Below are 26,882 nucleotides of genomic sequence, written 5' to 3' on the forward strand. Positions count from 1 at the left end.
GATAGCGCTGGAGAACTTCCTCAACACCCTTAATATCCGCACTCGGGGGATATCAGGGGGTTTTAAGAGGAAGACACAATGAAATCCGCACTAACCACCACTGCCTTTTCCAGCCTGCTGTTTTCTGTTGTCGCGTTCACTTCGTTACAGGCATTCAGTGCATCTCTTCAACCGGCGGACCAGCAGCCGCTTCTGATGCTGGCCGAAGGAGGCAGTGATCGTCTTGTGAACTATCGGGAGCTGCAGGCAGTACGCATGCAGACGACCGATGACGAAAGCAAACGCTTCGCCACGCTGGTCGAGGAGAAACCGACGGCAGCCGGTTCCGGGACCGCCGAGGAAGAGGCAGGACCGGCCGCGAAACCCGCAGCCGGCGATGAATCAGACACCCACGATCAAGGCGTGGATTACCAGTATTGATCCGCAACTGGTGAACCCTTCGGACGCGCAGCACCCGCGCCGCGGAAGGACACCGCAAAGCCCCGGCCCAGCGCCGGGGCTATCGACCAACCAGCGGCTTCAGCTCACCTCGCCCGGAACCCGCGCCAGCTCCCGCTCACGCAATTGGCCCTTGAGGACCTTGCCGGAGGCATTGAGCGGCAGGCTCGCAACGACCTCGATACTGCGCGGCACCTTGTAGTTGGCCATGCGCTCGCGACACCAGGCGATCAGATCCCCAGCCACCAGGCCAGCCCCGGGACGCAGCATCACGAAGGCCTTGCCCACTTCGCCGAGGCGCTCGTCGGCCACCCCGATCACCGCGGCCTGGGCCACCGCCGGGTGCTCCATCAGCAACCTCTCGACTTCCGCCGGATAGCAGTTGAAGCCGCCGACGATGAACATGTCCTTGAGCCGGTCGGTGATCCGCAGGTAACCGCGCTCGTCGAGCGCGCCCACGTCGCCGGTGTGCAGCCAGCCCTGATCATCCACGGCCTCGCGGGTGGCCTCGGCGTCATCGAGGTAACCCTGCATCAGGTTGTAGCCACGGATCAGCACCTCCCCCGCCTGGCCCACCGGCTGCGGGTTGCCTTGGGCATCCACACAGCGCACTTCGATGCCCTCCAGCGGCCGGCCACAGGTGGTGGCCACCGTCAGGGCATCGTCGCCCGGCCGGCAGACGGTCGCCAGGCCGCAGCACTCGGTGAGGCCGTAGGCGGTGACGACGTGGCGAAACCCCAGCTCCGATCCCATCCGCTCGACCAGCACCGGCGGCACCGAGGCGGCCCCGGTGACCGCGACACGCAATGAGGACAGATCGAAGTCACGCCGGCGCGGGTGCTCCAGCATGGCGGAATAGAGTGCCGGAGGCCCCGGCAGGAAGCTGACGCGGTCCTCTTCGACCCGGCGCAGCACGGCTTCGGCCTCGAAGGTTCGCTGCGGCAGGATGGTGGCCCCGCGGATCAGCGCGGCGAGCCAGCCGGCCTTGAAGCCGAAGCTGTGGAAGAACGGATTGACGATCAGGTAGCGGTCGCCCGCCTCCAGGCCGACGGTCTCGCCCCAGCTGTCGAACAGCCGCAGGTTCTGCCCATGGGCGCAGAGCACGCCCTTGGGGAAGCCGGTGGTGCCGGAGGTGAACATCAGGTCGGACGGGCTGTCACCGTCGAGGGCGGCGATGCGTTGTTCCAGCGCCGCATCGGGGACCTGTCCGGCCAGGGCGAGGAAACCCTCCCAGGTGCAGTCGCCGCTGCGGGCGGACTCGACGACTATGGTCTGCCGCAGGCCATCCAGCGGCTGGTTCGCCAGCAGGTCCGGGTAGTAGCTGCCGAGGAACTCGCCGATGCTGAACAGCACGCGCGTGCCGCTGCGCCGGAGGATGTCCGCGGCTTCGGCACCTTTCATGCGGGTACTCAGTGGCACCAGCACGGCGCCGGCCATCAGGCTGCCCAGTGCGGCGACCAGCCAGTGATGACTGTTCGGCGCCCAGATGGCGACGCGTTCCCCCCGTTCCAGCCCGAGGGCCAGCAGGGCCCGTCCCGCCTCGCGACTGAGGCGTTGCAGCTCCCCATAGGTGATCTTCAGCTCGCCGTCCTCGATGGCGGTGCGTTGCCCGTGGCGGCACGCAGACAGTGCCAGGGCGGCGGGAATGCTTTGTGGTTTGGCGGCGGGCAGACTCATGGCTGGCATTCCTGCGGATCGGCGATTTCGCCCAGGGCCGGGTAGTCGGTGTAGCCACGGGCGCCAGGTGTGTAGAGCGTCGAGCGGTCGAACCCGCTGAGTGCGCGCTGCTCGTGCAGGCGCTGCACCAGGTCGGGGTTGGCGATGAAATGGCGAGCGAAGGAAACCGCCTCGCCCTCCCCGGCCTCGATGGCCCGCGCGGCGCTGCGGCCATCGAAACCGTCATTGAGGATCAACGGCCCACGGAAATGCCGGCGCACCAGGGCGAAGGCGTCGAGCCCGGCCTGGGGTGAACGGCTGACCTGCACATAGGCCAGGCCGAGCGGGTCCACCGCATCCAGCAACGCACCGTAGGTGGCGGCAGGATCGTCGTCCTGCATGTCGTTGTAGGGATTGCCGGGGATGATCCGCAGGCCCACCCGGCCAGCGCCGATCGCCCCGGCCATGGCCTCCAGGGTTTCCACCGCGAAACGGATGCGTTTGGGCAGCGAGCCGCCATAGCCATCCTGGCGCTGGTTGCTGCCGGCCAGGAGGAACTGCATTGGCAGGTAGCCGCTGCTGCAGTGCAGCTCCACACCATCGAATCCCGCTTCGCGGGCATTCAGCGCCGCCTGCCGGTATTGCTCGATCACCTTCACCACTTCCGCGGTGTCCAGGGCCCGCGGCACCTCCATCGGTACCATGCCATGGCTGTCGCTGAACAGGTCGCCCCGCGCAGCGATGGCCGAAGGCGCCACGGTTTCGGCATCCGCCGCCTTGTTGTGGCGGCTGGCGACACGGCCGACGTGCATCAGCTGCAGTACCGTGCTCGCGCCGCCGCGCTGGCGCACCTCTGCGGTCACCTGGCGCCAGGCCTCGACCTGGCCTGGCGTGACGATGCCCGGCGTGCGGCAATAACCCTTGCCATCCAGGCTGGGATAGGTGCCTTCGGCGACGATCAGGCCGGCATCGGCACGCTGGCCGTAGTAGGCCGCGTGCAACTCACTCGGCGCATCGAAGGCGTCGGCGCGGCTGCGCGTCATCGGCGCCATGACGATGCGGTTGGCCAGGCGCAGTTCGCCCAGTTGCACCGGCTCGAAGAGGCGATTGAAGCAAGTGGGTTCGACACGGGACATCAGCGCACCCTCACCCGGGGCGCGGACGAACCCCGCCGCATGCGTTCGAGGAAGGCGTCCAGCGGCGCCGGTTCGGCCACTTCCGGCAGGGCATCGCCGGGCTTGTCGTTCCAGAAGGCCTTCCAGCTCGGCCACAGCTCGTGCCAGGAGCCGTCATAGGGCTCGCGGCCCGGCCAGCGCATCTTCTTCTCGCCGATCGGCGGCTTGTTCAGATCGCTGGCGTAGAGGTAGCACGGCAGGCGCCGGCGGAAGTACCAGCGTCCATCGATGCGCTGGTAGTCGTCCCAGTAGAGCATCTGCATGATCACCCACTCGGGGCCGGCCTCGTGCTCGTTCTTCGAATAGACCACGCCGCTGGCGTTGTCCGGGTCCTTGAACTCGATGATGTGGCCGCCGACATGGTGCGAGGTGGTGCTGAACTGCAGGCGCAGGGTGTCGTCGATCCAGGCCTTCAAGTGAGCGCGGCCGACCTTGTCCTGGCCGACCTTGATGTCTTCGGGGAACAACCCGACCCAGGCGTCCAGGTCACGCATGTCCAGGGCCAGCGCGTACTTGGCCGGCAGCATGCGGATTTCCTCCAGCGATTCCAGCCGGTCCAGGCGCGCCTGCAAGCTTTGCTCGTTCATGGCTTTCTCCCGGATCAGCGCTGCGAGGAAATGTTGCCGCCGTCGACGACGATCTCGGCGGCGTTGATGTAGCTGGCTTCGTCAGACAGCAGGAAGCGCACCACCCGGCCGATCTCCTGCGGCTGGCCCAGGCGGCCGAGGATGATCCGGCGCTCGAAATGACCGGGCCGCGCCGCCGCGATCGGCGCCACCATCGGCGTGAGGATCTGCCCCGGCGACACCGAATTGACGCGAATGCCATCGGCGCCCAGGGCGTCGGCCAGCGAACGCACCATCGACAGCATGCCGCCCTTGGAGGCGCTGTAAGCCGGAATCAGCCCGTTGCCGAGGGTGGCGTTGATCGAGGCGATGCCGACCACCGCAGAGCCCGGATTGGCGCGCAGGTCCGGCAGCATGGCCTGCACCAGCAGCGCCATGGCGCGCAGATTGACGTTCAGCACCATGTCCCAGCTGTCCGCCGTCAGATTTTCCAGGCCGCTCTGGTCAACGACGCCAGCGGCATGCACGAGGGCGCCCGGCGCACCCAGCTCGGCGCGGGTAACGTCCAGGGCCGAATCGATGGCCGCCGGATCGCGCAGGTCGATGCCCACGCCCAGGCAAGGCACGCCGTACTGCTCGGCAAGACGCGCCGCCACGGCCTGGGCTTTGTCGGCCTGCAGGTCCCAGATCGCGACCGGGCGCTTCACGGCCGCCAGCGCCTCGGCAGTGGCCTCACCGATACCGGAAGCACCGCCGGTCACCAGCACCGGGCTGGTTGGAACATTCAGTTGGATCTCCATGGGTCACGCCTCGCTCAGGGCCGATCTGATTTCAGTGGAGGTCGCCGAGGTGTAGTCGCTGGCGCCGACGTTGAGTTCGCAGGTCTTGCCGCCATCGACCACCAGGGTCTGGCCGGTGATGTAGGAGGACTCGTCGGAGGCGAGGAAGAGGATGGCGTTGCCGACCTCCTCGGGCTGGCCGATGCGCCCCAGCGGCACGGCCCGCGCCGTGCCGGCGGCCATCTCTTCGCTGCGCATCGCCTCGCGGGTGCCTTCGCTCCAGACGATGCCGGGAATCACCACGTTGACCCGGATGCTTTCAGGGGCGCCTTCCAGTGCCGCCGCGCGGCTGAAGTTGACGACGCCCGCCTTGGCCGCGCCGTAGGCGCTGAGGCCGGGGCTGCCGAGCAGGCCTGCCACCGAGCCCATGTTGATGATCGAACCGCCCTTGCCCTGCATCACGCGCATGGCCGCACGGGTGCCGAAGAAGGCCACGTCCAGACTGCCGCGCAGGCTCTTGTGCCACTCCTCGGTGGACAGCCCCACCAGCGGGCCCCAGGTGTAGTTCACGGCGTTGTTGACCATGATGTCGAAGCGGCCGAAGCGCTCCAGGGTCTTGCTCACAGCGCGATCCACGGCCTGTTCGTCGGTGACGTCGGTTTGCACCCAGTCGGCCTCCCCGCCCTGCGCGCGAATCTCTGCCACCACGGCTTCCAGCGGCGCCTGGCGGCGGCCGCAGACCATCACCCTGGCGCCCTGGGCGGCGAACAGCCGCGCCGCCGCCGCACCGATCCCCGTACCGGCGCCACTGATCAGCGCCACCTTGCCTTGCAGTCGTCCACTCATGGGAAGTCCTCTCAGAGCATCATCATGCCGCCGGCGGCGGCGAGGGTTTGTCCGGTAAAAGCACTGGCTTCGTCGCTGGCCAGGAACAGGCAGGTGCGGGCGATTTCTTCCGGCTCCAGCAGGCGGCCGAGGGGAATGGCGCGCTCCAGGGCCTGCTGCCATTCGCGGGAGATCGACTGCATCATCGGCGTGCGGGTCGGTCCCGGGCAGATGGTGTTGACGCGAATGCCGCGCGGGCCGAGGTCCCGCGCCAGGCATTTGCCCAGGCCGATCACCGCGGCCTTGGACGCGCAGTAGGCCGCCGGCCCTTCGCCGCTGAGCGCGGACAGGCTGGCGATGTTGATGATCGAGCCACGCCGGCCGCTGGCGATCATCAGGCGCACCGCCGCACGGCTGCAGTAGAAGGTGCCGCCCAGGTTGATATCGACGATGCGCTGCCAACCGGCATCGGTCAGGTCGACGATCATGTCGGTGAACACGTCGGGCTCCACGCCCGCGGCCAGTTGCTCGCTGCGCCTGGCCAGGCGCTGCTGGTACTGGTCGAAGCCATCGCCCGGCACCTGGCCGACGCCGGCGTTGTTGACCAGCACATCGAGGCAGCCGTAACGCGCCTCCACCTCGGCGAACAATCTCGCCACCGCCGCGCTGTCACCGATGTCGCAGGCCCTGGCGAAACTCTTCTCGCGCGTTGCCAGTTCGGCGACCGTGCGCTGCGCCGCCGCCTCGTCGATATCCACCACCACCACGCTCGCCCCTTCGGCGGCGAATAATGCCGCGGTGGCGCGCCCCATTCCCGATCCTGCGCCGGTAACCAGCGCGACCTTGCCTTCGAGCCTCATGTCGCTCCCCCTTCTCTTGTTGTTGTGCAATGCCGTGCTCAGATCAGGTGCAGCTGGCTGCGGGCCTGCTCGGGCACCTCGGCGAGCTGCTGCCAGATACCGCCCTTGCACTCGAATACCTTGCGGCTCGGCGCAGGCAGGTCGGCGACGTCGGTGTAGAACTGCTCGTACCACTCGCGCAGCTGGTACACCGGGCCATCCCCGTCGCAGAGAATCGGTTTGTCGATGCGGGTCTTGCTGTGCCAGATCTCCACGTCCTGGAAGAAGGACTTGTGCGCCTGCCCGGCATAGCCTTCGGCGATGGCCAGGTTCTGTGCTTCGGAGAGTCCCGGCTGCTTCCTGATCTTGATGGCGTAGCGCAGCTCGAAGCTGTTCTGGTCGATCGGCACGTGGCAGTTGAGCAACAGCGAGTCGACGGTCTGCCCGCCGGCCTGCGCGGTCATGCGGGTGATGTGGTAGGCGGGGCCGAAGTAGGCGCTGTCCGCGCGCAGGCCGCTGCCGAGCAGCTCGCTGTCCTCGCCCTGGAACATCTGGTAGCCCAGGTGGCCGTCGAAGGTGTTGCAGAAGTAGCTGGCCGGGGAGCCGTGCACCGGGCCGAAATGCGCGAAGTCGGCGAGGTTGTCCACCAATTCGCGGCAGTTGGTCTGGATCACCATCTTGCGCATCATCCACTCGGTCCAGTCAGGCGAGTAGCAGGCTTCGATGCGCGGGATCTCCACCGCTGGGTCCGGTGCGCCACCTTCGGCGTCGTGCCAGACGTAGAGCAGCTGATTCTTCTCCAGGGTCGGCCAGGCCTTGACCCGCGCCCGCGCCGGCACGCGCTTGCAGTAGGGGATCGACACGCACTTGCCGTCACTGCCCCACTTCCAGTGGTGGAAGGGGCAGACCACGGCGTCGCCTTCTACGTGCCCACCGGCCAGGTCCGCGCCCATGTGCGGGCAGTAGCCATCGAGGATGCGTATCGCCCCGTCCTCGCCACGAAAAGCCACGAGGCGGGTGCCGAAGATGTTCAGCGGATGGGGTTTGCCGTCGGCGTAATCGGCGGCCAGGCCCAGGCAATGCCAGCCTCGGGCAAAGCGCCGAGCGGTTCCTTGAGCGGGAGTCGACCGTTCCATGCTGCTCTCCTGAAGGGTGTGGAAGTCGACTCGAACTATTCTTCAACGCCGCCTCCCGAACATCCCTGCCCGGGACTAGCCCACACGGGTGAGACCTGTGGTGGAACGCGCCGCGCCGTCGCCGGGACCGGCTCCGCTGGTGGACCGGTGAAGCGTGGTCCACCCTACGAAAAGCAGGCCCCGTAGCCTGGATGAACTCCGGGTCCGGGGGTGGGTTTGTCCCCGGATTGCATCCGGGCATACCGTGCAGAACCAGACCGTAGGGTGCGCCGTGCGCACCGAATCCGATGCGCGGGCGTGACCCCGGGTCTGCCGACACCCTTGTCTGGTGCGCGCGGCGCACCCTACGGGACGGGGTGTGGATAACTGTCGAGGAACTGCCCGGCAAAGCGCTCCAGGGCCGCGGCTGGCAGGTGGTTGATGCCGGCGGCGCGCTTGCGCCCTCCTCCCGTTTCGAAGCCCCGGCAGAAGGCGTCCGCCTCCAGGCCGGCGCTGGCCGGAACGCGCAGGCTGAAGGTCCAGTCGCCGTCGCTCCTGACGCTGAGCAGGCCAAGGGCGCGCCGTGGATCGCGCGCGGCCAGCTGGTTGGCCAGCACGCCGCTGACCCGCCGCGCCCAGGGCGCCGCCGGCAGGCGGTAGAGCGAAGCCCCGTCCCCCGAGTGCCAGGGCTCCAGGCTGGCGGCCTGTGCCATGTCGGCGGCGTGCCCTGCGCGCAGGCGGGCGAAGCTTGGGCTGTGCCGCACGAAGTCCAACGGGTCCGCGTAGGGCAGCAACTCCTCCGCCAGTTGCAGCGGGTCGAAGTGCAGGTCGTCCAGGCTTTCACCGTAGGCGTTGTAGTTCAGCAACAGGCCCAGCTCCTCGAGTGCGCGAACGTCCTCCTCCCCTAGCCCGTGCTTCGCGGCCAGGGCCCGGGCGGGCCCGGCCATGCCATCGCCGAAGGCCGCGGCCACGGCCCAGCGGTAATGGCGCCCCGCCAGGTAGCGATCCACCAACAGGCTGGTGCAGACGTCCGCGGCGGTGTCGATAAAGGGCTCGAAGGTCGGTTGCTCCGGCAGCTCGCCGGCGAAGTGGTGGTCGAAATAGCGCACCCGGGCGCCGGCCGCGAGGAGCCGCGCCACATCGGCGCGGTTCTGGTCCAGGGAGATGTCGAGCACCGTCACCCGCTCCCCCTCCCCGGCCTGCACCCGCTGCAGCAGGGCAATGTCGCGCTTCACGCCACTGATCAGGCGCACGCCAGCCGACAGCTCCCCGGCCAGGCGCAATTGTTGGAGGGCGCAGAGGCCGTCGGCGTCGCCGTTGAAGGCACAGTGATCGAACATCTCCATCTCCCCGTGCTCAGCGCATCAGCTCGCCGCCGTTGGCGTCCAGTTGCACACCGTTTATGGCGCTGGCGTAGTCGGAGGCGAGGAACAGCGCTGCGCGGGCACACTCTTCATCGCCCGGCATGCGCCCGCCCGGGATGCCCGCGCTGAACTCGGCACGCACCTGCTCCTCGCTGACGCCCCGCGCGGCAGCCGCCTCGCGCACGTGGGCCTGCACCGGCTCGCCCCACATCCAGCCGCAGGCCAGGCCGTTCACCCGCAGACCATGCTCGGCGAGCTCGGATGCCAGGTATCGCACCGCCACGCCCAGCGTGCCCTTGGAGACCGCATAGGCACCGCCGCCGGCATAGGGCTGGTGCACGCCCAGGGTGCTGATCATGACGATGGCGCCGGCGCCCTGGGCCTTCATTTGCGGCAGCACGGCGCGGGTCAGGTGCAGCGAGCCGAACAGGTTGACGTCCAGGGCCTCCTGCAGCAGCTCGTCCGAGCAGCCTTCCAGCGAGTCGAAGCCGCCATGGGCATAGGCGCTGTTGACCAGGGCATCGATGCGCCCGAAGCACTCCAGCGTGGCCTCGGCGAAGGCCCGGCAAGCCTTGGCGTCGCTCACATCGGTGGGCATCCAGAACACCTGGCAGTCGGTGCCCAGGGCGCGGATGCGCTGCTCCGCGTCACGCAGGCGCGCCTCATTGCGGGCGCAGATGGCGACGGCGCGAGCGCCTTCACGGGCGGCTTCCAGGGCGAGCTTGATGCCCATGCCCGGGCCGATGCCGGAAATCATCACAACCTTGTCTTTCAGCAACATGTTCGGTTCCTCTTGTTGTTGGTCTTGGAATCTCAGTTCGTCAGGTGACGAGCACGGTACTCGCCGTAATCGCGCTGCAGCCGTGCTTCGTCGAGGCCGAACGCCTCAGCGTCGTAATGGTGCGCGGCGCGTTTCTCGCGGCCGTTGGCGGCCAGCCAGTCGGTCATGTCGGCGCGCACATCCGCCGTGAGTTCCAGCCCGGCGAAGCGGTAGATCCGCTCCACCACGTCCAGCGGCTGGCTGACGGTGTCTTCGAAATGCACATCGAGGAAGGCCTCGCCGGGCGTGCCATCGCGCACCGCCATGCTGTGGCGCAGGGCGCGGGCCATGCGGCTGTTCCACTGTTCGCCGACCTGGGCCGGGTCCGCCTGGTCGCTGTAGATCTGCCAGAGGGTATGGATAAAGCTGGCCAGGGACGGAATGGTCTTGCCCGGGTCGCGGTGGGTGAGGATCACCTGGGCGCGCGGGAACACCTTGAGCAGCAATTCCAGGGTGTGCAGGTGCTGCGGGCTCTTCAGCAGCCAGCGGCGTCCGGGGGCGATGCCGCGGCGTGCCTGCTGCCATTGCAGAAACTGCAGCATCTTCTTCAGGTAGGCATAGACCTGGGTCTGGTCCTGGCGATCCAGCCAGGCGGTGTAGGCCGGCACGTTGACATAGGAGTCCATGGCACAGAGGAAGGAATGCTCCATGAGCATGAACTCTTCGTCCGGCTGCTCGGCGTCCAACGGATGGATGGTGAGGATCTGCGGGACGAACTCGATCATCGCGGCGACCTCGGCCTTTGCCCGGCCGATCCGCACCTCGGGCTGCTCCAGCGACTCGCCGGGCAGCGGTGCCGGGTAGCGGGTCTCCCACCACTGCGCCTTGCTGAACTGCGGGTCCACCGCCAGCACACGCTGCAACAGCGTGGTGCCGGTACGCGGCAGGCCGACGATCACCAGGGGATCGTCAACGGGCTGCTGGAGAATCTCCGGGTAGCGCTTGCAGTGATCCTCGATCACCAGTCGGTTGGCCAGTTGGGCCACCAGCTTCTCCCTGAGCAGGGCGCGGCCCTGGGCGGAGAGCCGGGCTTCGTCGTACAGCGCGGGCTCCAGCACCCTCAGCGCCTCGCGGAAGTCGCCGGGGCCGAAGTCATCGAGCCCGCCGGTGCGGGCGCTGGCTTCGGCCAGCAGGCTGTCCAGGGCCAAGGCGTCGGCCGCCATCATGGGATTGCTCATTGCAGCTCCTTGAGGTGGTCGAGCTTGACCACGCGGGTGGTGGGATGGGCCGGCCCCTTGGCGCCGACCCAGCGCAGGCAGTAGGTGCCGTCGGCATGGCCGGCGGTTTCCAGCCAGTTCGGCAGGCCGGGGTCGCGGTGGCTCAGGACCAGGCGCACGCCGCCGTTCGAATCGGGCTGCGCCGAGTGCTTGTTCAGGCAGATGCGGTGGTGGCGGTAGTCCAGCGACTCCATCCAGTAGTTATTGATCTGCAGGTTCCAGAAGTCGCAGTCGGGCAGCTGGTCGACTTCGATCAACAGCGCCTCGTCATCCGCCAGCTTCCAGTAGCCGTGGTAGTAGAAGATGTTCGGGTCGCCGCCCACGGCCTGGCACAGGGCCTGGTCGGCCGGTGGCAGCTGGTTGGTGTGGGCCTGGTAGCCCTGGGCCCAGTCGGCGAACAGCCGCGCGGTGTTTTCGACGAAGCTGGCGACCCGCCCGAGGCTCTGGTGCAGGCGTTCGGCACTCAGTGGCTCCGGCTGCTGCTGGCTGTCCAGGCGCTCGATGCGCAGCTGCGCGGGCTGCTCGCTGGCGCGGTCGAGGAAGGTCTGGCGCACGATCAGCGCGTTGCTCTCCGGCTCCAGGCGCACCCAGTTGCCACTGGCAGGGCGCTCCTGGCTGAGGATGAGTTCGAAGCTGCCATCGGCCTCAAGCTGCAGCTGGCTGGCGTCGAGGAAGCCGGTCTGGATCATCTTGCCGTCGCTTTCATAGCCGCCCTTCTGGGTACCGAAACTGAGGTAGGACACGCTGCCGCGACGGCCGCTGACACGGTACTGATGCTGACCGTTGAGGCGTGCGTACTGGTACAGGTTGTCCGGGTTGTCGGCGCCGATCTTGGCCGTCTCGTGGGACGGCGAGAAGAAGCCGGGGAAGTCCGGGTCGGCGAACTCCAGGTGCATTTCCAGGGCGATGCGCAGCAAGCGGGTGAGGTAGCGGAAGCCCTCGGCGCGGGTCTGCGTATCGGCGGGCGCTTCGGCCCGCAGGATCTGCTCGCCACAACGCTTGAGCTGGTCGCAGAAATCGCTCCAGACCTGCCCGGTCACTACCTGCTGTTCGATTCCATCTGACGACATGTCGGTCTCCTCTGGTCCGGCGGAACGCCCGCCGCTTGAGGCACCTTAGGGAGGCGGAGGGCCCGAATTCTTCGTCTGAGCGGACTAAACAGGGGATGGGCGACTTCGTAGGATGGGTGGAGCAACGCGATACCCATCAACCACTGCTGATGGGTATCGCAGGCTCGCGGAACGCCGCCCGACCCATCCTACGGATAAGCGACGCGCGAGGGTTCTAGTCCACCCGGACGAGGAACGGGGCGCGGCGTGCGCGGAGCATCGGCCGGATCGGTGCCGCGCGGTGCGGCGCCCGTTCCCCGAGGAATTCCCGATGCATGACGAAAAGAACCTGGTCCGCTCGCTGACCGTGGACATCGCCGCCCCCGCCGAGCTGGTCTGGTCGGTGCTGGTCGACCTCACGCGCTACCCCGAATGGAACCCCTTCACGGTCAAGGTGGAATCGAGCCTGCGCCTGGGTGAGCCGGTGAACCTGTACCTGCCCAATCCCGCCAGCCCCGGCGAGCTGGTGCATGTGATCGAGCAACTGGTGGCCTTCGAGCCGGCGCGCCTGCTGTCCTGGGAAATGTTCGCCAGCGCGAGCAACCCCGACGCCGCGCGTCGCGACCAGGTGATCGAAGCCACCGGTCCGGAAAGCTGCCGCTACTACACCACCGACCAGTTCCTCGGCGCCACCGCCGACCAGGTGATGGAACTGCACGGCCCCTGGGTCAAGCAGGGCTTCGATGCGGTCGCCCTGGCGGTCAAGGCACGGGCCGAATCCCTGTTCGCCGCCAACCGCTGAAACCTTGTCCGGTCAGACGAAGAACCCGGAGCAACGCATTCCCTAACGTGGAAAAAAGCCGGTCCGCACCATGCGGCACCGGCTCCACCCAACGGAGTCAAGCGATGCTCACACACCTAGAACGGCTGGAAGCGGAAAGCGTCCAGATCATCCGCGAAGTGGTCGCCGAGTGTGAAAACCCGGTGATGCTCTACTCCATCGGCAAGGACAGCGCAGTGATGCTGCACCTGGCGATGAAGGCCTTCGCCCCGGGCAAGCCGCCCTTCCCCCTGCTGCACGTGGACACCACCTGGAAGTTCCGCGAGATGATCGACTTCCGCGACCAGACCGCCCAGCGCCTCGGCCTGGAGCTGCTGGTGCACGTCAACCCGGAAGGCGTCGAACGCGGCATCAACCCCTTCACCCACGGCTCGGCGCTGCACACCGACATCTGGAAGACCCAGGGCCTGAAGCAGGCGCTGGACCTGCACGGCTTCGACGCCGCGTTCGGCGGCGCACGCCGCGACGAGGAGAAGTCCCGCGCCAAGGAGCGGGTGTTCTCGATCCGCTCCGAGCAGCACCGCTGGGACCCGAAACAGCAGCGCCCCGAGCTGTGGCGCCTGTACAACACGCGCAAGCGCAAGGGCGAGAGCCTGCGGGTGTTCCCGCTCTCCAACTGGACCGAGCTGGACATCTGGCAATACATCTACCTCGAAGGCATCCCGATCGTGCCCCTGTACTTCGCCCAGGAACGTCCGGTGGTACGCCGGGACGGCACCCTGATCATGGTCGATGACGAGCGCCTGCCGCTGCTGCCCGGCGAAACGCCCGAGCTGCGCAAGGTGCGCTTCCGCACCCTGGGCTGCTACCCGCTGACCGGTGCCATCGACAGCGAAGCCGACAGCCTTCCGGCCATCATCCAGGAAATGCTGGTGAGCCGGACCTCCGAACGCCAGGGCCGACTGATCGACAGCGATTCGTCCGGTTCCATGGAGAAGAAGAAGCAAGAGGGGTACTTCTGATGACCGCGATTTCCAACCTGGACCAGTACCTGCAGCAGCAACAGCGCAAGGACCTGCTGCGCTTCATCACCTGCGGCAGCGTCGACGACGGCAAGAGCACCCTGATCGGGCGCCTGCTCTATGAAACCAAGGTGCTCTTCGAAGACCAGCTCGGCCAGCTGGAAGCGGACTCCAAGAAGCTCGGCACCCAGGGCGGCGAGCTGGATTTCGCCCTGCTGGTGGATGGCCTGGCCGCCGAGCGCGAACAGGGCATCACCATCGATGTCGCCTACCGCTTCTTCGCCACCGACAAGCGCAAGTTCATCGTCGCCGACACGCCCGGCCACGAGCAGTACACCCGCAACATGGTCACCGGTGCCTCCACCGCCGACCTCGCGGTGATCCTCATCGACGCCCGCCAGGGCCTGCTGCCGCAGACCCGCCGGCACAGCTACCTGGTATCCCTGCTGGGCATCCGCCAGGTGCTGGTGGCGGTGAACAAGATGGACCTGATGGGCTATTCGGAAACGGTCTTCCGCAATATCGAGGCCGAGTACCGCGACTTCGCCGCGAAGCTCGGCCTGACCGACATCCAGTGCATCCCCCTCTCCGCGCTCAAGGGCGACAACCTGCTGGAGCGCAGCGCCGAGATGCCCTGGTACCAGGGCCCCAGCCTGCTGCAGCACCTGGAAAGCGTGCCCCTGGACGACAGCCGCGCGAGCCGTGCGCCCTTCCGCCTGCCGGTGCAGTGGGTCAACCGCCCCAACCTCGATTTTCGCGGCTACTCGGGCAACGTGGCCGCCGGCAGCATCCGCGTCGGCGACCCCATCCGCGTGCTGCCGTCGGGCAAGCAGAGCCGCGTGAGCGGCATCCTCGGCATGACCGGTGAGCAGCAGGAAGCGCTCTGCGGCCAGGCGGTGACCCTGACCCTGGAAGACGAGATCGACATCAGCCGCGGCGACCTTATCGCCCTGGCCGACGCGCCGCCGGCGGTGGCCGACCAGTTCGAGGCCACCCTGGTGTGGATGGGCGAGGAGCCCATGCTGCCCGGCCGCCCCTACCTGATGAAGATCGGCTGCCGCACCCTGGGCATGAGCTGCGCCACCCTCAAGCACAAGGTCGAGGTCAACAGCCTGGAACACCTGGCCGCCAGGACCCTGGAGCTGAACGAGATCGGCGTGTGCAACCTCGGCCTGGACCAGCCGATCGCCTTCGATCCCTATGGGGATAACCGCGACACTGGCGGCTTCATCGTCATCGACCGGCTGACCAACCAGACCGTCGGCGCCGGCATGCTGCACTTCGCCCTGCGCCGGGCGCAGAACGTGCACTGGCAGGCCATCGATGTCGACGGCCAGGCCCGCGCCGCGCTGAACGGCCAGACCGCCCGCGTGCTCTGGTTCACCGGGCTTTCCGGGGCCGGCAAGTCGACCATCGCCAACCTGGTGGAGCGCAAGCTGCACGCCCTGGGCCGGCACACCTACCTGCTCGACGGCGATAACGTGCGCCACGGCCTGAACCGCGACCTGGGCTTCAGCGAAGCCGACCGGGTGGAGAACATCCGCCGCGTAGCGGAAGTGGCGCGGCTGATGCTGGATGCGGGCCTGATCACCCTGGTGTCCTTCATCTCGCCGTTCCGTGCCGAGCGTGAACTGGCCCGCAGCCGGGCCGGCGAAGGCGCCTTCCTGGAGATCTTCATCGACACGCCGCTGGAACTGGCCGAACGGCGCGACCCCAAGGGCCTCTACCAGAAGGCCCGGCGCGGCGAACTGAAGAACTTCACCGGCATCGACTCGCCCTACGAGCCGCCGCTGGCGCCGGATATCCGCATCGACACCAGCCGCGAGTCGGCGGAAGAAGCCGCCGAGCGCATCGTGGAGTACCTGCTGGGGCTCTGACGCCGCCACCTCTGTCCGAACGGGCACACCACCTTGTAGGGGCGAATTCATTCGCCAAGCAGGCCTCAGGCCTGCCCTTGGGAACATCCGGGGCCGCGTTGCGGCCCATGGCGAATGAATTCGCCCCTACAGGTCATGCGAGGCTTGCCACCTAGGCCAAACGGACGATTTATCCACAGCCCTGACGGCCAATACTCCGTCCATCCAGCCCGACAACCACAACAAGCGAGGCGCGGATGCACAACCTCGAACACGCCCATGAACTGGCGGGGATCGGCGCCCGCGAACTCAGCGAACTGCTGGCACTGACCTACCGCGGCCCGATGGAGCCCACGCCCTGGGCGAGCCTGCTGGAAGAGCTGCGCCTGCGCCTGGACGCGAGTTTTCTCACCCTGGTACTGCGCAACCCTGCCCACGAGCGGCCGGGGCTGATCGTCAACGCCTCGATCCACGGGCCGCATCTGCCGGGCGAACCCTCCTACAGCGAGCACTATTACTCGATCTGCCCCTTCCTCGACTGGCCCGTCGATCAGGTCGCCAGCGCCGACGAAGTCATGGGCAGCGACGCCTGGCAAGCCCACGACTTCTACCGTAATTACCTGCACCCCCTCGACCTGCGCTACGTGCTGGTGGCCAACATGCGCACCGCCGCCGGCATGCACTGCGCGCTGTTCGCCTGCCGCGGACATGGCGGCAGGGACTTCGACGCCGGCGAGATGGCGCTGATCCGCCTGCTGCAACCCCACCTGCAACAGGCCGTGGACCTGCATTCGACGGTGGACGAACTGGATTCCGAGCGCCTGCTCTACGCCGCCACCATCGACCGACTGCTGGTGGGCACGGTGATCCTCGACGAAGCCGGCAAGGTGATGCGCAGCAACCAGGCGGCGCAACGCCTGTTCGCCGCCCGTGACGGCATCGAATGCCGGCAGGAGAAGCTTTATGCCTTCGCCGGCCAGGACAACCGTAACCTGCAACGGGCCATCCTCGCCGTGCTGCAGCACCACCAGCACGGCAAGGACGACTGCGTCGAGGTGCTGACCCTGGCGCGCCCCACGGGGGAAGTGCCGCTCAATGTGCTGCTGCGCCCCATCGCCCTGAACTACGAAGGCCAGGCCACCGACCGGCGGCCGGCGGTGGCGGTGTTCATCCGCGACCCGAGCGATTCGCCCCAGGCCTCGCGACGCCTGCTGCGCAGCCTGTTCCAGCTGACCCGCACGGAGACCGAGGTGGCGATGCTGATGATGGACGGCCTGACCCTCGACGAAAGCGCCGAACGCCTGGGCGTGTCGCGCAATACCGTGCGCGCGCATCTGCGCGGGGTGTTCGCCAAGACCGGCGCGACCCGCCAGGCGCAACTGGTGAAGACCCTGCTGAACAGCGTCGCCTCGCTGGCTTGAACGCATCTCTGTGCGGTAATCGATACAGGATTGTCAGTTGGTCCGGCATCTTCCGTTCTACGGTCCGGCTCGTGATAAAACGCCTAGCCCGTTCGAACGATGAGCGGGCCGACCATCCGGGCAACGCTGTATTCCCGGACCAGTTGATTCCCCGCGACCGGGCTTGAATTTCGCGGGGCTGCAGGGTGAACAACAATTATGAATGCATCCGATTTTTCACTTGATGATCTCAGCCAGCTGATCGAGCAGATCTACCAGGGGGCCAGTGAAGAACTGCCCTGGCAGCGCAGTCTCGAACAGCTGCGAACGGCCCTGCAGGCCAACTACGTGACCCTGATCCTGCGCCCCAGCACACCGGGGGACCCGGGCTTCATGGTCAACGCGGGCCCGGTCGAGACCTGGGCGATATCCGCCTACAGCGACACCTACTATGCCCTGGACCCCTTCGTCGGCCTGCCAGAGGGCGAAGTTCATACCGTGGCTGAACTCCTCGGCGAGGAGCGCTGGCGCCAATCGGCCTTCTACCTCAACTTCAATGCGCCACTGGATGTGTTCCACATCATGGGCGCCGACCTGCGAACCCCGGATGGCATCGAGTGCCGGCTGCGTATCTGCCGGCCCCATCAGGCGAGCCCGTTCAATGCGCAGGACAAGGCCTTCTGTGTACGCCTGCTGTCGCACCTGCAGCGGGCCGTCAACCTGCATGGCCAGCTCAAGCGCAGCGAGGTCCAGCGCCAGCTCTATGCCTCGGCCGTCGAGCGCATGCAGATCGGCACCATCCTCCTCGACAACAATCTGCAGGTCCTGGAAACCAATCAGGCCGCCAGCGATCTGCTGGACGAGGGCGATGGCCTGAGCCTGTCCAACGAACGGCTCGGCGCGGCCTACCGGCGCGACAACCAGGCCTTGCAGCGCCTGGTCAAACTGGCCCTGGAAGAGCGCCAGAAGGCGGGGCCGCAGATCGCCGAAGCCATCACCCTGCAGCGACCATCCGGACGCAGCAGCCTGGGCGTGGTGGTGCAAAGCCTGCCGCGTGAGGAAAGCCTGGAAGGCCGGCACCCGGCGGTGGCGGTGTTCCTGCGCGATCCGGAACGCCGGGCGCCGGTGCAACAACAACCGCTGCGCCAGCTGTTCGGCTTCACCCCCGCCGAGGCCGCCCTGGCCATCCAGCTGGCCCATGGCGACACATTGGACGAAGCCGGCGAGCGGCTGAATATCCGGCGCAACACGGTGAAGGCCCACCTGCGGGCGATCTTCTCCAAGGCCGGCGTTACCCGTCAGAGCGAACTGGCCTATGTCCTGCACAACAGCGTGGCGGTGCTTGGCGGCAGTGCCGCTGGCACCGGAAGCTAAAGGGGTCCGTAGATCGGTTGTGGGGGCGAATTCATTCGCCAAGGGCTGCGCAGCAGCCCCAAGCTGACTCCCGGGCCGAACCTGCGGTCCGGTTGGCGAATGAATTCGCCCCCACAGAAAAGCAGCTCGATGCCAGGCCTGATGCCTTACCCCGCCATCTTGCGCAATGCGTCCTTGGTCACCTTGCCGGCTGCGTTGAGCGGCATGGCGTCGACCAGCAACGCGCGGCGCGGCACCTTGTAGTTGGCCATCTGCTCGCGGCACCAGGCGAGGAAGGCCTGGGTGTCCACCTGCTGGCCCGCGGCGGGTAGCAGGAAGGCCATGGCCACCTCGCCCAGGCGCTCGTCGGGAATGCCGATGACCGCGGCCTGGGCCACCCCCGGATAGCGCAGGATGACCTGCTCGATCTCCGCCGGGTACACGTTGAAGCCGCCGGTGATGAACATGTCCTTGAGGCGGTCGGTGATGCGCAGGTAACCGTCCTCGTCGAGCACGCCGACATCGCCGGTGTGCAGCCAACCCTCGGCATCGATGGCTTCGGCGGTGGCCTCGGGGTTGTTGAAGTAGCCCTTCATCAGGTTGTAGCCGCGCACCAGCAACTCACCCGGCTCGCCGGGCGGCACCGGATTGCCGGCGCCATCCACGCAGCGCACTTCCACATCCGGGAAGGCACGCCCCGAGGTGGTGGCCACCCGCTCGGCGGAATCCCCCGGACGGCAGATGGTGACGAAGCCGCAGGCCTCGGTCAGGCCGTAGGCGGTGACGATGGTCTCGAAGCCCAGCTCGCTGGCCATGCGCCGGACCATTTCCACCGGCACCGAGGCCGCGCCCGTGACCGCCACGCGCAGACTGGAGAGGTCGTACTGCTGGCGATCGGGGTGGCTGAGAATCGACTGGTACAGCGTCGGCGGGCCGGGCAGCACGGTGATGCGTTCGCGGGCGACGCGTTCCAGCATCACCGGTACATCGAAAATCTGCTGCGGCAGGATGCAGCAGCCGCGCATCAGCGCCGCCAGCCAGCCGGCCTTGTAGCCAAAGCTGTGGAAGAAGGGGTTGACGATCAGGTAGCGGTCCCCGGCGCGCAGGCCGACCATGGCGCTCCAGTCGCGGACGATGCGCAGGTTCTGGCCGTGGGCGGTCATCACGCCCTTTGGCTTGCCGGTGGTGCCGGAGGTGAACAGCAGGTCGGACAGACTGTTCTCGTCCACCTCGCTCTCGCGCACAGCGAGTTCCGCGGGAGAGACTTCGGCGCCGAGGGCCAGGAAAGCGTCCCAGGCCAGGCAGCCGGAGGCCGCGCCGCGCAGGCAGACACGATGGCGCAGGTCCGGCAGCGCCTCGCCGGCCAGCAGCGCCGGGTAGTCGGTGCCGAGGAACTCGCCGATGACGAACAGCAACCGGGCACCACTCTCGCGCAGGATGAAGCCGGCCTCGGCGCCCTTCATCCGGGTGTTCAGCGGCACCAGCACGGCGCCGACGCTTTGCAGGGCGACGGCGGCGACGATCCACTCGTGGATGTTCGGTGCCCAGATGGCGACCCGCTCGCCGGCCTGCACCTCAAGCGCCAGCAAGGCACGGGCGGCCTGGCGGCGCAGTTGGTCGAGGCGCTGGTAGCTGATGCGGGTGCTGTCGTCCTCGATGGCCATGGACTCGCCGTAACGGGTCGCGGCGGCGGCCAGCAGTTCAGGAATGGTCAGGGCGCTTTCCAGGTCGGTCATGGGCTTTTCTCGGGGCGCAACGGGACAACGGCCGGGAAGAGCCGGCCGTGGTGGGAATCGGAAATCAGGCTTGCGGCGGTGCGAAGCGGCGGCCGGCGGAGAAGCCGCCGTCCACGGCGATCATCTGGCCGCTGACGAAGGAGGAGTCGTCGGAGGCGAGGAACAGCGCCACGCTGGCTACCTCTTCCGGCTGCCCGGCCCGGCAGAGCATGTGCTGCGAGGCGAAGTAGGCGTGGAACTCCTTCTGCTCCTTGACCATCTGCGTCATGGGGGTGTCGATCAGCCCCGGGCACAGGCCGTTGACGCGGATGTTGGCGTAGCCGTAGTCGATGGCCATGGAGCGGGTGAGCTGGCTGATACCGCCCTTGGCGGTGTTGTAGGCGGCGTTGCCGTCGCAACCCTGGAGGCCGAAGATCGAGCCGAAGTTGATGATCGAGCCGCTGCGCTGGGCGACCATCTGCGGCAGCACGTGCTTGCTGGTCAGCATGCTGCCGGTGAGATGGATGTCCAGCACGCGGCGCCATTCCTCGGTGCTGGTCTCGGTGATGCTGCCCCGGCTGGCGATGCCGGCGGCATTGACCAGGGCGTCGACGCGGCCGAAGCGCTTCACCACTTCGTCCATCACGGCCTGCACCCGGTCCTCGTCACGAACGTCCAGGGTCATGAACAGCGGCGCCGGCTGCAGCCCTTCCAGGCTCGCGGCAGCCTCAGGGCGCGGCTCGCCCATATCCAGCCCGACCACCTGTGCGCCTTCCTCGGCGAAGCGGCGTACGCAAGCCAGGCCGATACCCGATGCGCCGCCGGTGATGACGGCGACCTTGTTCGCAAGACGTGCCATGGTGATTCCTCGCTCTTGTTCTAATGGGAGTGGAGCCTGCGTCGCAGTCTAACCCCGGAGGGTTAGGCTGTTGATCGTCCGTTGAGACTACGCCCAGGCTCAATGTGGGAGCGATTTCAATCGCGAAAGCCGCATAGCGGCCGTAGGGTGGATCACGCTTTACCGATCCACCACCGACGCCCACCGGAAACACTGCCGGTGGAAGTGAAAAGCGACTTCCACCCTACACACTGCGCCACCGGGTGCTAAAAAAAATACCCGGCCGAAGCCGGGTATAAAGGCACAGACATACACGCTCAATACCACCCGGCAGGGCGGCAGCTCCCGGCTGTCACTCCGGGAACCTCAGTTTCAGCCGCGCGCTGCCCGGGCGGCCCTGGCACGCCAGGGTCCAGCCTTCGGCCAGTTCGGCGGGGCTGAGAATATCGTTGCGGGAAAGGACCACTTCGCCCTCCTCCACCTTGCACATGCAGGCGCCACAGAAGCCCTCCTCGCAGGAATAGGGCGCATCCAGGCCGGCATTGCGCATGCTCTGCAGCAAGGTCTCGCCGGGCGTCCAGGCCACTTCCGCGAGCACGCCGTCCAGCTCGACCTGGACGGATTCGACCTCGACACCACCCGCCTCGACCGGCTCGGCGACCACCTCATCCGGATCGGGCGGCGAGACGAAGCGCTCCACATGGATGCGATCCATGCTCTCACCGGCCGCGAGCAAGGCCCGCTCCACCGTATCCATGAACGGCCCCGGCCCGCAGATGTAGAACTCCGCACCGGCGTGGCCACGCACCAGTTGGCGCACTTCGCCGTCCGTGAGGAAGCCCTGCACCGAATCCAGCACATGGATCACTTCCAGCTGGTCGACGTGGGCCTTGGCCAGCGCCTTCAGCTCATCGCGGAAGATCACCGAGGACTCGTCGCGGTTGGCGTACACCAGTTTGATGCGGCGCTGGCTGGTCTTCAGCGCCGACTTGAGGATGGAGAACACCGGGGTGATCCCCGAGCCGCCACCGAACAGCACCAGGTCATGCTCGCCTGCGCGCAGGTGGAAGTGCCCGGCCGGCGGCAGGACGTCCAGCCGGTCGCCGGCACGCACCTGGTCGTTGAACCAGTTGGACACCCGGCCGCCGTCCACCCGCTTGATGGTGACCTTGGGCAGGCTGTCGCAGTCCGGCGAACTGGACATGGAGTAGCAGCGCGTCAGGCGCTTGCCGCCGAGCACCACGCGAAAGCTGAGGAACTGCCCCGGCTTGTAGCGGAAGCGATCCTCCATCCCCGCCGGAATCCGCAACACCACCGAGCGGCTGTCGTGGGTCTCGGCGATCACCTCGGCCACTTCCAGCTGGAAGCCGCCGGACTGCTGGGGTTCGATTGCCAGTGGCTGCGCGCTGCCCATGTTCATCTCCGGATCAAAGCAGGCCGCTGACGGTCTGCGCGTTATCGATGCGCAGCTCGCTGCCATTGATGAAGCGCGACTCGTCCGAGGCCAGGAAAACCACCAGGTTGGCGATGTCGCGCGGGGCGCACATGCGGTTCTTCGGGTCCTGGTCCAGCACGTCCTGCGGCACATCCTGCAGGCCAGTCAGGGGCTGGGTCATGGGGGTGTTGATGCCGTCCGGGTGCACGCTGTTGCAGCGGATGCGGTAGCCCTGCTGCTTGCAGTGCACCGCCACCGAACGGGTCAGCGCGGCCACCGCGCCCTTGGAGGCGGAGTAGGCGCAGAAGGCCGGCATGCCACCCAGTGCCGCCACCGACGACATGTTGATGATGGAGCCGCCGCCGCTGTCCTTCATCGCCGCGATGGCGTACTTGCAGCCGAGGAAATAGCCGTCGCTGTTGATCCGCTGGATCTTCTGCCAGAGCTCCAGGCTTGTGTCCTCGATACTGGCCAGGGCGAGGATGCCGGCGTTGTTCACCAGCACGTCGAGGCGGCCGAAAGTCTCCAGGGTGAGCTTGATGACGTGCTGCCAATCGGCCTCGCTGGAAATGTCCTGGCGAATGAAAATGGCGTTCTCGCCGATCTCCGCGGCCGCCTGGCGACCGGCCTCTTCATTGAGGTCGGTGAGCACCACCTTCGCCCCCTCGCTGGCCAGCAGCTGGGCGTCTGCGCGCCCCGCACCACTGGCGGCGCCGGTGACGATGCAGACCTTGCCTTCGACTCGTTTCATTGTTGTTCTCCTTGGGAAGCCTTGGCAGCCCGGACCAGACCGGCCACCTGGGCGCCGGCACGGCGCCCCGAGTAGACGCAGTCGGCCAGGGACAGGCCGGATACGTAAAAGTTGGAAGCGACGCCCACCGCATTGCGACCGGCGCTGAACAGGCCGGGAATCGGCTGTCCGTCCTGGTCGAGCACCTGGCCACTGCGCTCGCAGACACGCAGCCCGCCGAGGGTGATCACCGGGCAGGGGTAGAGCTTGCTGGCGAAGGACAGATCCAGGGCGTACCAGGGACCTTCATCCATCGACGCGAGAAAGCCGCGGGACTTGCCGAAGGCATCCTCGCGATCGCCCCGCGCGGCGGCGTTGTAGGCCGCCAGGGTCTGCTCCAGGGCATCGCGGGGCAGGCCGATGCGCTCGGCCAACTGGCCGATGCTGTTGCCGCGCCGGGCGTTGAACAGCAGGTTGAGCAGGGCCGGCAGGCGCTGGAAGGACCAGACCTTGCCCGGTCCGATCTGCGCGAAGGCCTCGCGGAACAGGGCACGGTTGATGATCAGGATGGCGCGGCCACCCTGCTCTTCCACCATGGCATGGCCCAGCTTGGCGCCGTAGACCTCTTCGTTGCAGTAGCGCTGCCCGGCGGCATTGACGATCACGCCCTTGGCCCAGGCCAACGGCGGGTTGATGAAGCGCCAGGCGCTGACCTTTTCCATGCGCTGCAGGGCGCCGCCGGCGCTGTGCCCCAGGCGGATGCCGGCGCCATTGCAGCCGCTGGTGCCCAGCGGCAGGCCATCCAGGTAGCGCGGCGCATGCACGGTGAGCATGGCGCGGTTGAACACGAAACCACCGGCAGAGAGCACCACGCCATGCCCGGCACGGATCAGCCGACGCTCGGCATGGGCCAGCTCCAGCGCCCTGATCTTGCGCCGCAGCCGATCGGCCAGGGCCGGTGCATAGGGATGCACGGCGTCGGTCCAATGTGCCAGGCGCGCATGGCGCCGCGCGGCGCGACTGCCCGCCGGGATTTCCCAGGCCTCGACACCGATCACCCGGCCACTGCCGTCCACCACCAGGCGGCGCACTTCGCACTGGCTGCGCAGGCGCACGCCCTGGCGCAGGGCGCTGGCCTTGAGGGGTGTGTACAGGTTGTAGCCGGACATGCCCGAGCCGAGGGCGCGGTGCCCGCGTGGGGCCGGCCGGGCCTCGGCGGCGTAGCTCGGCACCGCCTCGTTGCCGGAGTAGTAGAGAAAGTACTTGTCGCTCGGGTAGGAGGTTTTCACCGGCGGCACGCTGCCCTGGAAGCCGGCGCCTTGCCGCTCCAGCCAGGCCAGGTTGTCGCGGCTGCGCAAACAGAAATCCTGCAGCGTCTCGGCGGACACGGCATCGCCGACTTCCTGGCGGAGGTAGGCGAACATCGCCTCAGGCGAGTCCTTCACCCCGGCCTCGGCCTGCTGCGGGGTGCCGCCACCGGCATACACCACGCCGCCGCTGCGGGCCGTGGCGCCGCCACCGGCGAAGCGTTCCAGGGCCAGCACGGAAACGCCCTGGCCGCGAGCCTCCAGCGCGGCGCAGACACCGGCACCGCCGAAGCCCACCACCAACAGGTCGGCGCTGTCGTCCCAGGCGACCTGGGCGGGGTCAGTGACCCGCAGCGGGCTTTCCGGGTGCTGCTCCATCACGGTCATTTCCGACCCTCAGCCTGCAACAGCCAGGGAAGGCGCGGTGGTGGTGTAGGCACCGTTGAGGTAGACCAGCGGGCTGATCTCGGCGCTGTTGTGGATCTCGACGATGCGGCCGATGAACACCGTGTGGGTGCCGTAGCTGAATTTGCCATCCTGCTGGCAGAGGATCGCCGACTGGGCATCGCCCAGGTAGGGAACGCCGGTGGAACTGCTGCGCCAGTCGCCACGCTGGAAGCGCGCTTCGCCCTTCACCGGGCCGCTGCACAGGTGGGATAGCTCCTCCTGTTCCAGGCCGAGGATGTTCACGCAGAAATCCGCGCCGGCATCCAGCACCGCGTGCAGGGACGCGGTCTTGTTCACGCAGATCAGCAGCGATGGCGGCTCGGTGGAAAGCGAATCCACCGCAGTGGCGGACATGGCGAAACGCTCCTGGCCGTTGCTGGTGGTGATGATGGTCACGGACTTGGCCAGACGACGCATCGCCTGGAGCATGTCGCCTTTCAGATCAGCCTGGCTCATGGCACGGCCCTCTTGTTGTTCTCACAGTGATGCCGATTCTTCGCCTTGACCCGCGCCGCAACATCGTCCGAGGGGACTAGTCACTCCGACGGTCTGCCAGGCGACCTCCCTGTAGGGGCGAATTCATTCGCCAAGCAGGCAGAAGGTCTGCCCTGCGAGGCCCAAGGGGGCAGCTGCGCTGCCCTTGGCGAATGAATTCGCCCCTACAAGAAGCAGGCCGTGCCGCATCCCATCTTCGCGTTCGTGCGTTCGCAAATGAATTCGCCCCCACAAGCCATATGGTCCGTTTGAGGGATGCCCCGCCCCTTGCCGGTTGTTTGAATGCCCGGCGATGGGTGGAAAAAGCCTTCAACAGGAGAACAACAACATGCTCGACCACGACCTGATCCGCCAACGCCTGAAGCAGCGTGCCCGCGAACTGGTGCCGGTGCTGCGCGAACGCGCGCCGCTGGCCGCGAAGAACGGCCAGCTGCCCGAAGAGACCATCCGTGACTTCCAGGAGGCGGGCTTCTTCCGCATCCTCCAGCCGGCGCGCTGGGAAGGCTATGAACTGGAACCCAAGGACTTCTTCGAAGTGCAGATGACCCTCGCCGAGGGCTGCATGTCTTCGGCCTGGGTGCTGGGCGTGGTGGCGATCCACAACTGGCAGCTGGCGCTGTTCGATGACCGTGCAGCGCAAGATGTCTGGGGCCAGGATTCGAGCGTGCTGATCTCCTCGTCCTATATGCCGGTGGGCAAGGTCACCCGCGTCGACGGCGGCTACCGCCTCAGCGGTCGCTGGGGCTTCTCCTCCGGCAGCAAGCACTGCCAGTGGGCCTTCCTCGGCGCCATGGTGCCGCCGGCCAAGGAAGGCGACGGCCCGGACTACCGCACCTTCCTGGTTCCGCGCAGCAACTACAGCATCATCGACAACTGGGACGTGATGGGCCTGGAAGCCACCGGCTCCCATGACGTCCTGGTGGAAGACGTATTCGTGCCCGAGTACCACACCCACCGCTCCATTGACGGCTTCATGCAGAACAGCCCGGGCAACGCGGTGAACACCTCGCCGCTGTTCCGCCTGCCGTTCGGTCAGATCTTCGTGCGCGCGGTGTCGTCCTCCACCATCGGCGCGTTGCAAGGCGCCATCGACCTGTTCATCGAGGCCAACAAGGGCCGGGTCGGCGTCAACGATGGCCGCAAGATCATCCAGGACCCCGGCGCCCAGACCGCCCTGGCCAACGCCATGGTCACGGTGGACGAATGCCGCACCGTGCTGCTGCGCAACTTCGAGCTGATGATGCAGCGCGCCAAGGCCGGCGAGCCGCTGACCATGGCCGAGCGGGTGAAGATGCGCTACGACTCCGCCATAGTCCCGGACAAGTGCGCCCAGGCGGTGGAAGCGCTGATGTACAACAGCGGTGCGTCCACCATCTTCCGCAAACACGGCATCAACCGCGCCTTCCGCGATATCCACACCGGCCGCGCCCACGTGGCCAACTGCCCGGGCAAGTACGCGCTCAACCTGGGCGGCGTGAGCATGGGGCTCGATAGCACCGACTTCTTCCTCTGAGGGGCGATGGAATGGCGGCCCCGTAGATACCGTCTTGCCCCTTAGTGGGCAAGGGCCAGTTTCGGATCGAATGGCCGACCCGATTTCAGCACGCCATAGGCGATGTGCAGCAGCTTGCGCATCGCCGCGCAAACGATCTGCTTGCCC

At 67.2% G+C, this 26,882-nt stretch carries 24 protein-coding genes and 1 pseudogene; 7 read left to right on the top strand and 18 right to left on the bottom strand.

Annotation, left to right across the window (positions count from 1 at the left end):
- Positions 1-78: 78 nt before the first annotated feature.
- Complete coding sequence (locus tag ACFW0H_RS27585; protein WP_422917036.1) at positions 79-420, top strand: hypothetical protein; 342 nt, start codon at positions 79-81, stop codon at positions 418-420.
- A 99-nt stretch (positions 421-519) separates the two neighbouring features.
- Here the strand turns inward: ACFW0H_RS27585 and ACFW0H_RS27590 are convergent, their stop codons facing one another.
- The 11 genes from ACFW0H_RS27590 to ACFW0H_RS27640 all read right to left on the bottom strand — a co-directional run bounded on the left by ACFW0H_RS27590 (position 520) and on the right by ACFW0H_RS27640 (position 11,864).
- Entirely contained in the window at positions 520-2,115 is a 1,596-nt protein-coding gene (locus ACFW0H_RS27590) for a FadD3 family acyl-CoA ligase (protein ID WP_422917037.1), read from the bottom strand.
- On the bottom strand, positions 2,112-3,230 hold the full coding sequence (locus tag ACFW0H_RS27595; protein ID WP_422917038.1) for an alkene reductase: 1,119 nt from the start codon (positions 3,228-3,230) through the stop codon (positions 2,112-2,114). Before ACFW0H_RS27595 ends, ACFW0H_RS27590 begins: the two co-directional genes overlap by 4 nt.
- Positions 3,230-3,856: a nuclear transport factor 2 family protein gene (locus tag ACFW0H_RS27600; protein WP_422917039.1), complete on the bottom strand. Its 627-nt coding sequence runs from the start codon at positions 3,854-3,856 to the stop codon at positions 3,230-3,232. Before ACFW0H_RS27600 ends, ACFW0H_RS27595 begins: the two co-directional genes overlap by 1 nt.
- A gap of 14 nt (positions 3,857-3,870) precedes the next feature.
- Positions 3,871-4,635 (bottom strand): SDR family NAD(P)-dependent oxidoreductase, encoded by a 765-nt coding sequence (locus ACFW0H_RS27605; RefSeq protein WP_422917040.1) that lies wholly within the window; start codon positions 4,633-4,635, stop codon positions 3,871-3,873.
- 3 nt (positions 4,636-4,638) lie between these two features.
- Complete coding sequence (locus tag ACFW0H_RS27610) at positions 4,639-5,460, bottom strand: SDR family NAD(P)-dependent oxidoreductase (protein ID WP_422917041.1); 822 nt, start codon at positions 5,458-5,460, stop codon at positions 4,639-4,641.
- An 11-nt stretch (positions 5,461-5,471) separates the two neighbouring features.
- On the bottom strand, positions 5,472-6,299 hold the full coding sequence (locus tag ACFW0H_RS27615) for an SDR family NAD(P)-dependent oxidoreductase (RefSeq protein ID WP_422917042.1): 828 nt from the start codon (positions 6,297-6,299) through the stop codon (positions 5,472-5,474).
- 38 nt (positions 6,300-6,337) lie between these two features.
- A complete protein-coding gene (locus ACFW0H_RS27620) occupies positions 6,338-7,414 on the bottom strand; it encodes a Rieske 2Fe-2S domain-containing protein (protein WP_422917043.1) in 1,077 nt (358 codons plus the stop codon).
- Positions 7,415-7,758: 344 nt separating this feature from the next.
- On the bottom strand, positions 7,759-8,733 hold the full coding sequence (locus tag ACFW0H_RS27625) for an acetyltransferase (protein ID WP_422917044.1): 975 nt from the start codon (positions 8,731-8,733) through the stop codon (positions 7,759-7,761).
- Between the two features lie 16 nt (positions 8,734-8,749).
- Positions 8,750-9,538 (bottom strand): SDR family oxidoreductase, encoded by a 789-nt coding sequence (locus ACFW0H_RS27630; protein WP_422917045.1) that lies wholly within the window; start codon positions 9,536-9,538, stop codon positions 8,750-8,752.
- 32 nt (positions 9,539-9,570) lie between these two features.
- Positions 9,571-10,755, bottom strand: a complete 1,185-nt coding sequence (locus ACFW0H_RS27635; RefSeq protein WP_422917046.1) for a sulfotransferase family protein — start codon at positions 10,753-10,755, stop codon at positions 9,571-9,573.
- Entirely contained in the window at positions 10,752-11,864 is a 1,113-nt protein-coding gene (locus ACFW0H_RS27640; RefSeq protein ID WP_422917047.1) for a DUF1214 domain-containing protein, read from the bottom strand. The genes ACFW0H_RS27635 and ACFW0H_RS27640 overlap by 4 nt, the downstream gene beginning before the upstream one ends.
- 310 nt (positions 11,865-12,174) lie before the next feature.
- Between ACFW0H_RS27640 and ACFW0H_RS27645 the strand changes: the two genes are divergently transcribed.
- The 5 genes from ACFW0H_RS27645 (at position 12,175) to ACFW0H_RS27665 (ending at position 18,276) form a co-directional block, all read left to right on the top strand.
- Entirely contained in the window at positions 12,175-12,645 is a 471-nt protein-coding gene (locus tag ACFW0H_RS27645; RefSeq protein ID WP_422917048.1) for an SRPBCC domain-containing protein, read from the top strand.
- A gap of 47 nt (positions 12,646-12,692) precedes the next feature.
- Positions 12,693-13,646: a sulfate adenylyltransferase subunit CysD gene (gene cysD / locus ACFW0H_RS27650; protein ID WP_422917049.1), complete on the top strand. Its 954-nt coding sequence runs from the start codon at positions 12,693-12,695 to the stop codon at positions 13,644-13,646.
- Positions 13,646-15,523 carry a sulfate adenylyltransferase subunit CysN gene (gene cysN / locus ACFW0H_RS27655; protein WP_422917050.1) on the top strand — a complete coding sequence of 626 codons (1,878 nt, stop codon included), beginning with the start codon at positions 13,646-13,648 and terminating at the stop codon, positions 15,521-15,523. Before cysD ends, cysN begins: the two co-directional genes overlap by 1 nt.
- A 236-nt stretch (positions 15,524-15,759) precedes the next feature.
- Positions 15,760-16,923: a helix-turn-helix transcriptional regulator gene (locus ACFW0H_RS27660; RefSeq protein ID WP_422917051.1), complete on the top strand. Its 1,164-nt coding sequence runs from the start codon at positions 15,760-15,762 to the stop codon at positions 16,921-16,923.
- A 198-nt stretch (positions 16,924-17,121) separates the two neighbouring features.
- Positions 17,122-18,276: a helix-turn-helix transcriptional regulator gene (locus ACFW0H_RS27665; RefSeq protein WP_422917052.1), complete on the top strand. Its 1,155-nt coding sequence runs from the start codon at positions 17,122-17,124 to the stop codon at positions 18,274-18,276.
- A 146-nt stretch (positions 18,277-18,422) separates the two neighbouring features.
- Here ACFW0H_RS27665 and ACFW0H_RS27670 read toward each other — a convergent pair whose 3' ends face one another.
- The 6 genes from ACFW0H_RS27670 to ACFW0H_RS27695 all read right to left on the bottom strand — a co-directional run bounded on the left by ACFW0H_RS27670 (position 18,423) and on the right by ACFW0H_RS27695 (position 25,183).
- Entirely contained in the window at positions 18,423-19,991 is a 1,569-nt protein-coding gene (locus ACFW0H_RS27670; RefSeq protein WP_422917053.1) for a FadD3 family acyl-CoA ligase, read from the bottom strand.
- Between the two features lie 64 nt (positions 19,992-20,055).
- Complete coding sequence (locus ACFW0H_RS27675) at positions 20,056-20,829, bottom strand: SDR family NAD(P)-dependent oxidoreductase (protein WP_422917054.1); 774 nt, start codon at positions 20,827-20,829, stop codon at positions 20,056-20,058.
- A gap of 331 nt (positions 20,830-21,160) precedes the next feature.
- Positions 21,161-22,222, bottom strand: a complete 1,062-nt coding sequence (locus ACFW0H_RS27680; RefSeq protein ID WP_422917055.1) for a 2Fe-2S iron-sulfur cluster-binding protein — start codon at positions 22,220-22,222, stop codon at positions 21,161-21,163.
- 13 nt (positions 22,223-22,235) lie between these two features.
- Positions 22,236-22,994: a glucose 1-dehydrogenase gene (locus tag ACFW0H_RS27685; protein WP_422917056.1), complete on the bottom strand. Its 759-nt coding sequence runs from the start codon at positions 22,992-22,994 to the stop codon at positions 22,236-22,238.
- Positions 22,991-24,667: an FAD-binding protein gene (locus ACFW0H_RS27690; RefSeq protein WP_422917057.1), complete on the bottom strand. Its 1,677-nt coding sequence runs from the start codon at positions 24,665-24,667 to the stop codon at positions 22,991-22,993. The genes ACFW0H_RS27685 and ACFW0H_RS27690 overlap by 4 nt, the downstream gene beginning before the upstream one ends.
- Positions 24,668-24,676: 9 nt before the next feature.
- Complete coding sequence (locus ACFW0H_RS27695; RefSeq protein ID WP_422917058.1) at positions 24,677-25,183, bottom strand: flavin reductase family protein; 507 nt, start codon at positions 25,181-25,183, stop codon at positions 24,677-24,679.
- A gap of 367 nt (positions 25,184-25,550) precedes the next feature.
- Here ACFW0H_RS27695 and ACFW0H_RS27700 point away from each other — a divergent pair, with 367 nt between their 5' ends.
- Positions 25,551-26,735, top strand: coding sequence for a flavin-dependent monooxygenase (locus ACFW0H_RS27700; protein ID WP_422917059.1), 1,185 nt, complete (start codon positions 25,551-25,553; stop codon positions 26,733-26,735).
- A gap of 41 nt (positions 26,736-26,776) precedes the next feature.
- On the opposite strand, the pseudogene ACFW0H_RS27705 reads toward ACFW0H_RS27700, so the two are convergent.
- A pseudogene (locus ACFW0H_RS27705) lies at positions 26,777-26,882 on the bottom strand (IS110 family transposase); the annotation flags it as partial.

The organism is Metapseudomonas cellulosilytica (assembly GCF_049334135.1).
Classification (GTDB): Bacteria; Pseudomonadota; Gammaproteobacteria; order Pseudomonadales; family Pseudomonadaceae; genus Metapseudomonas.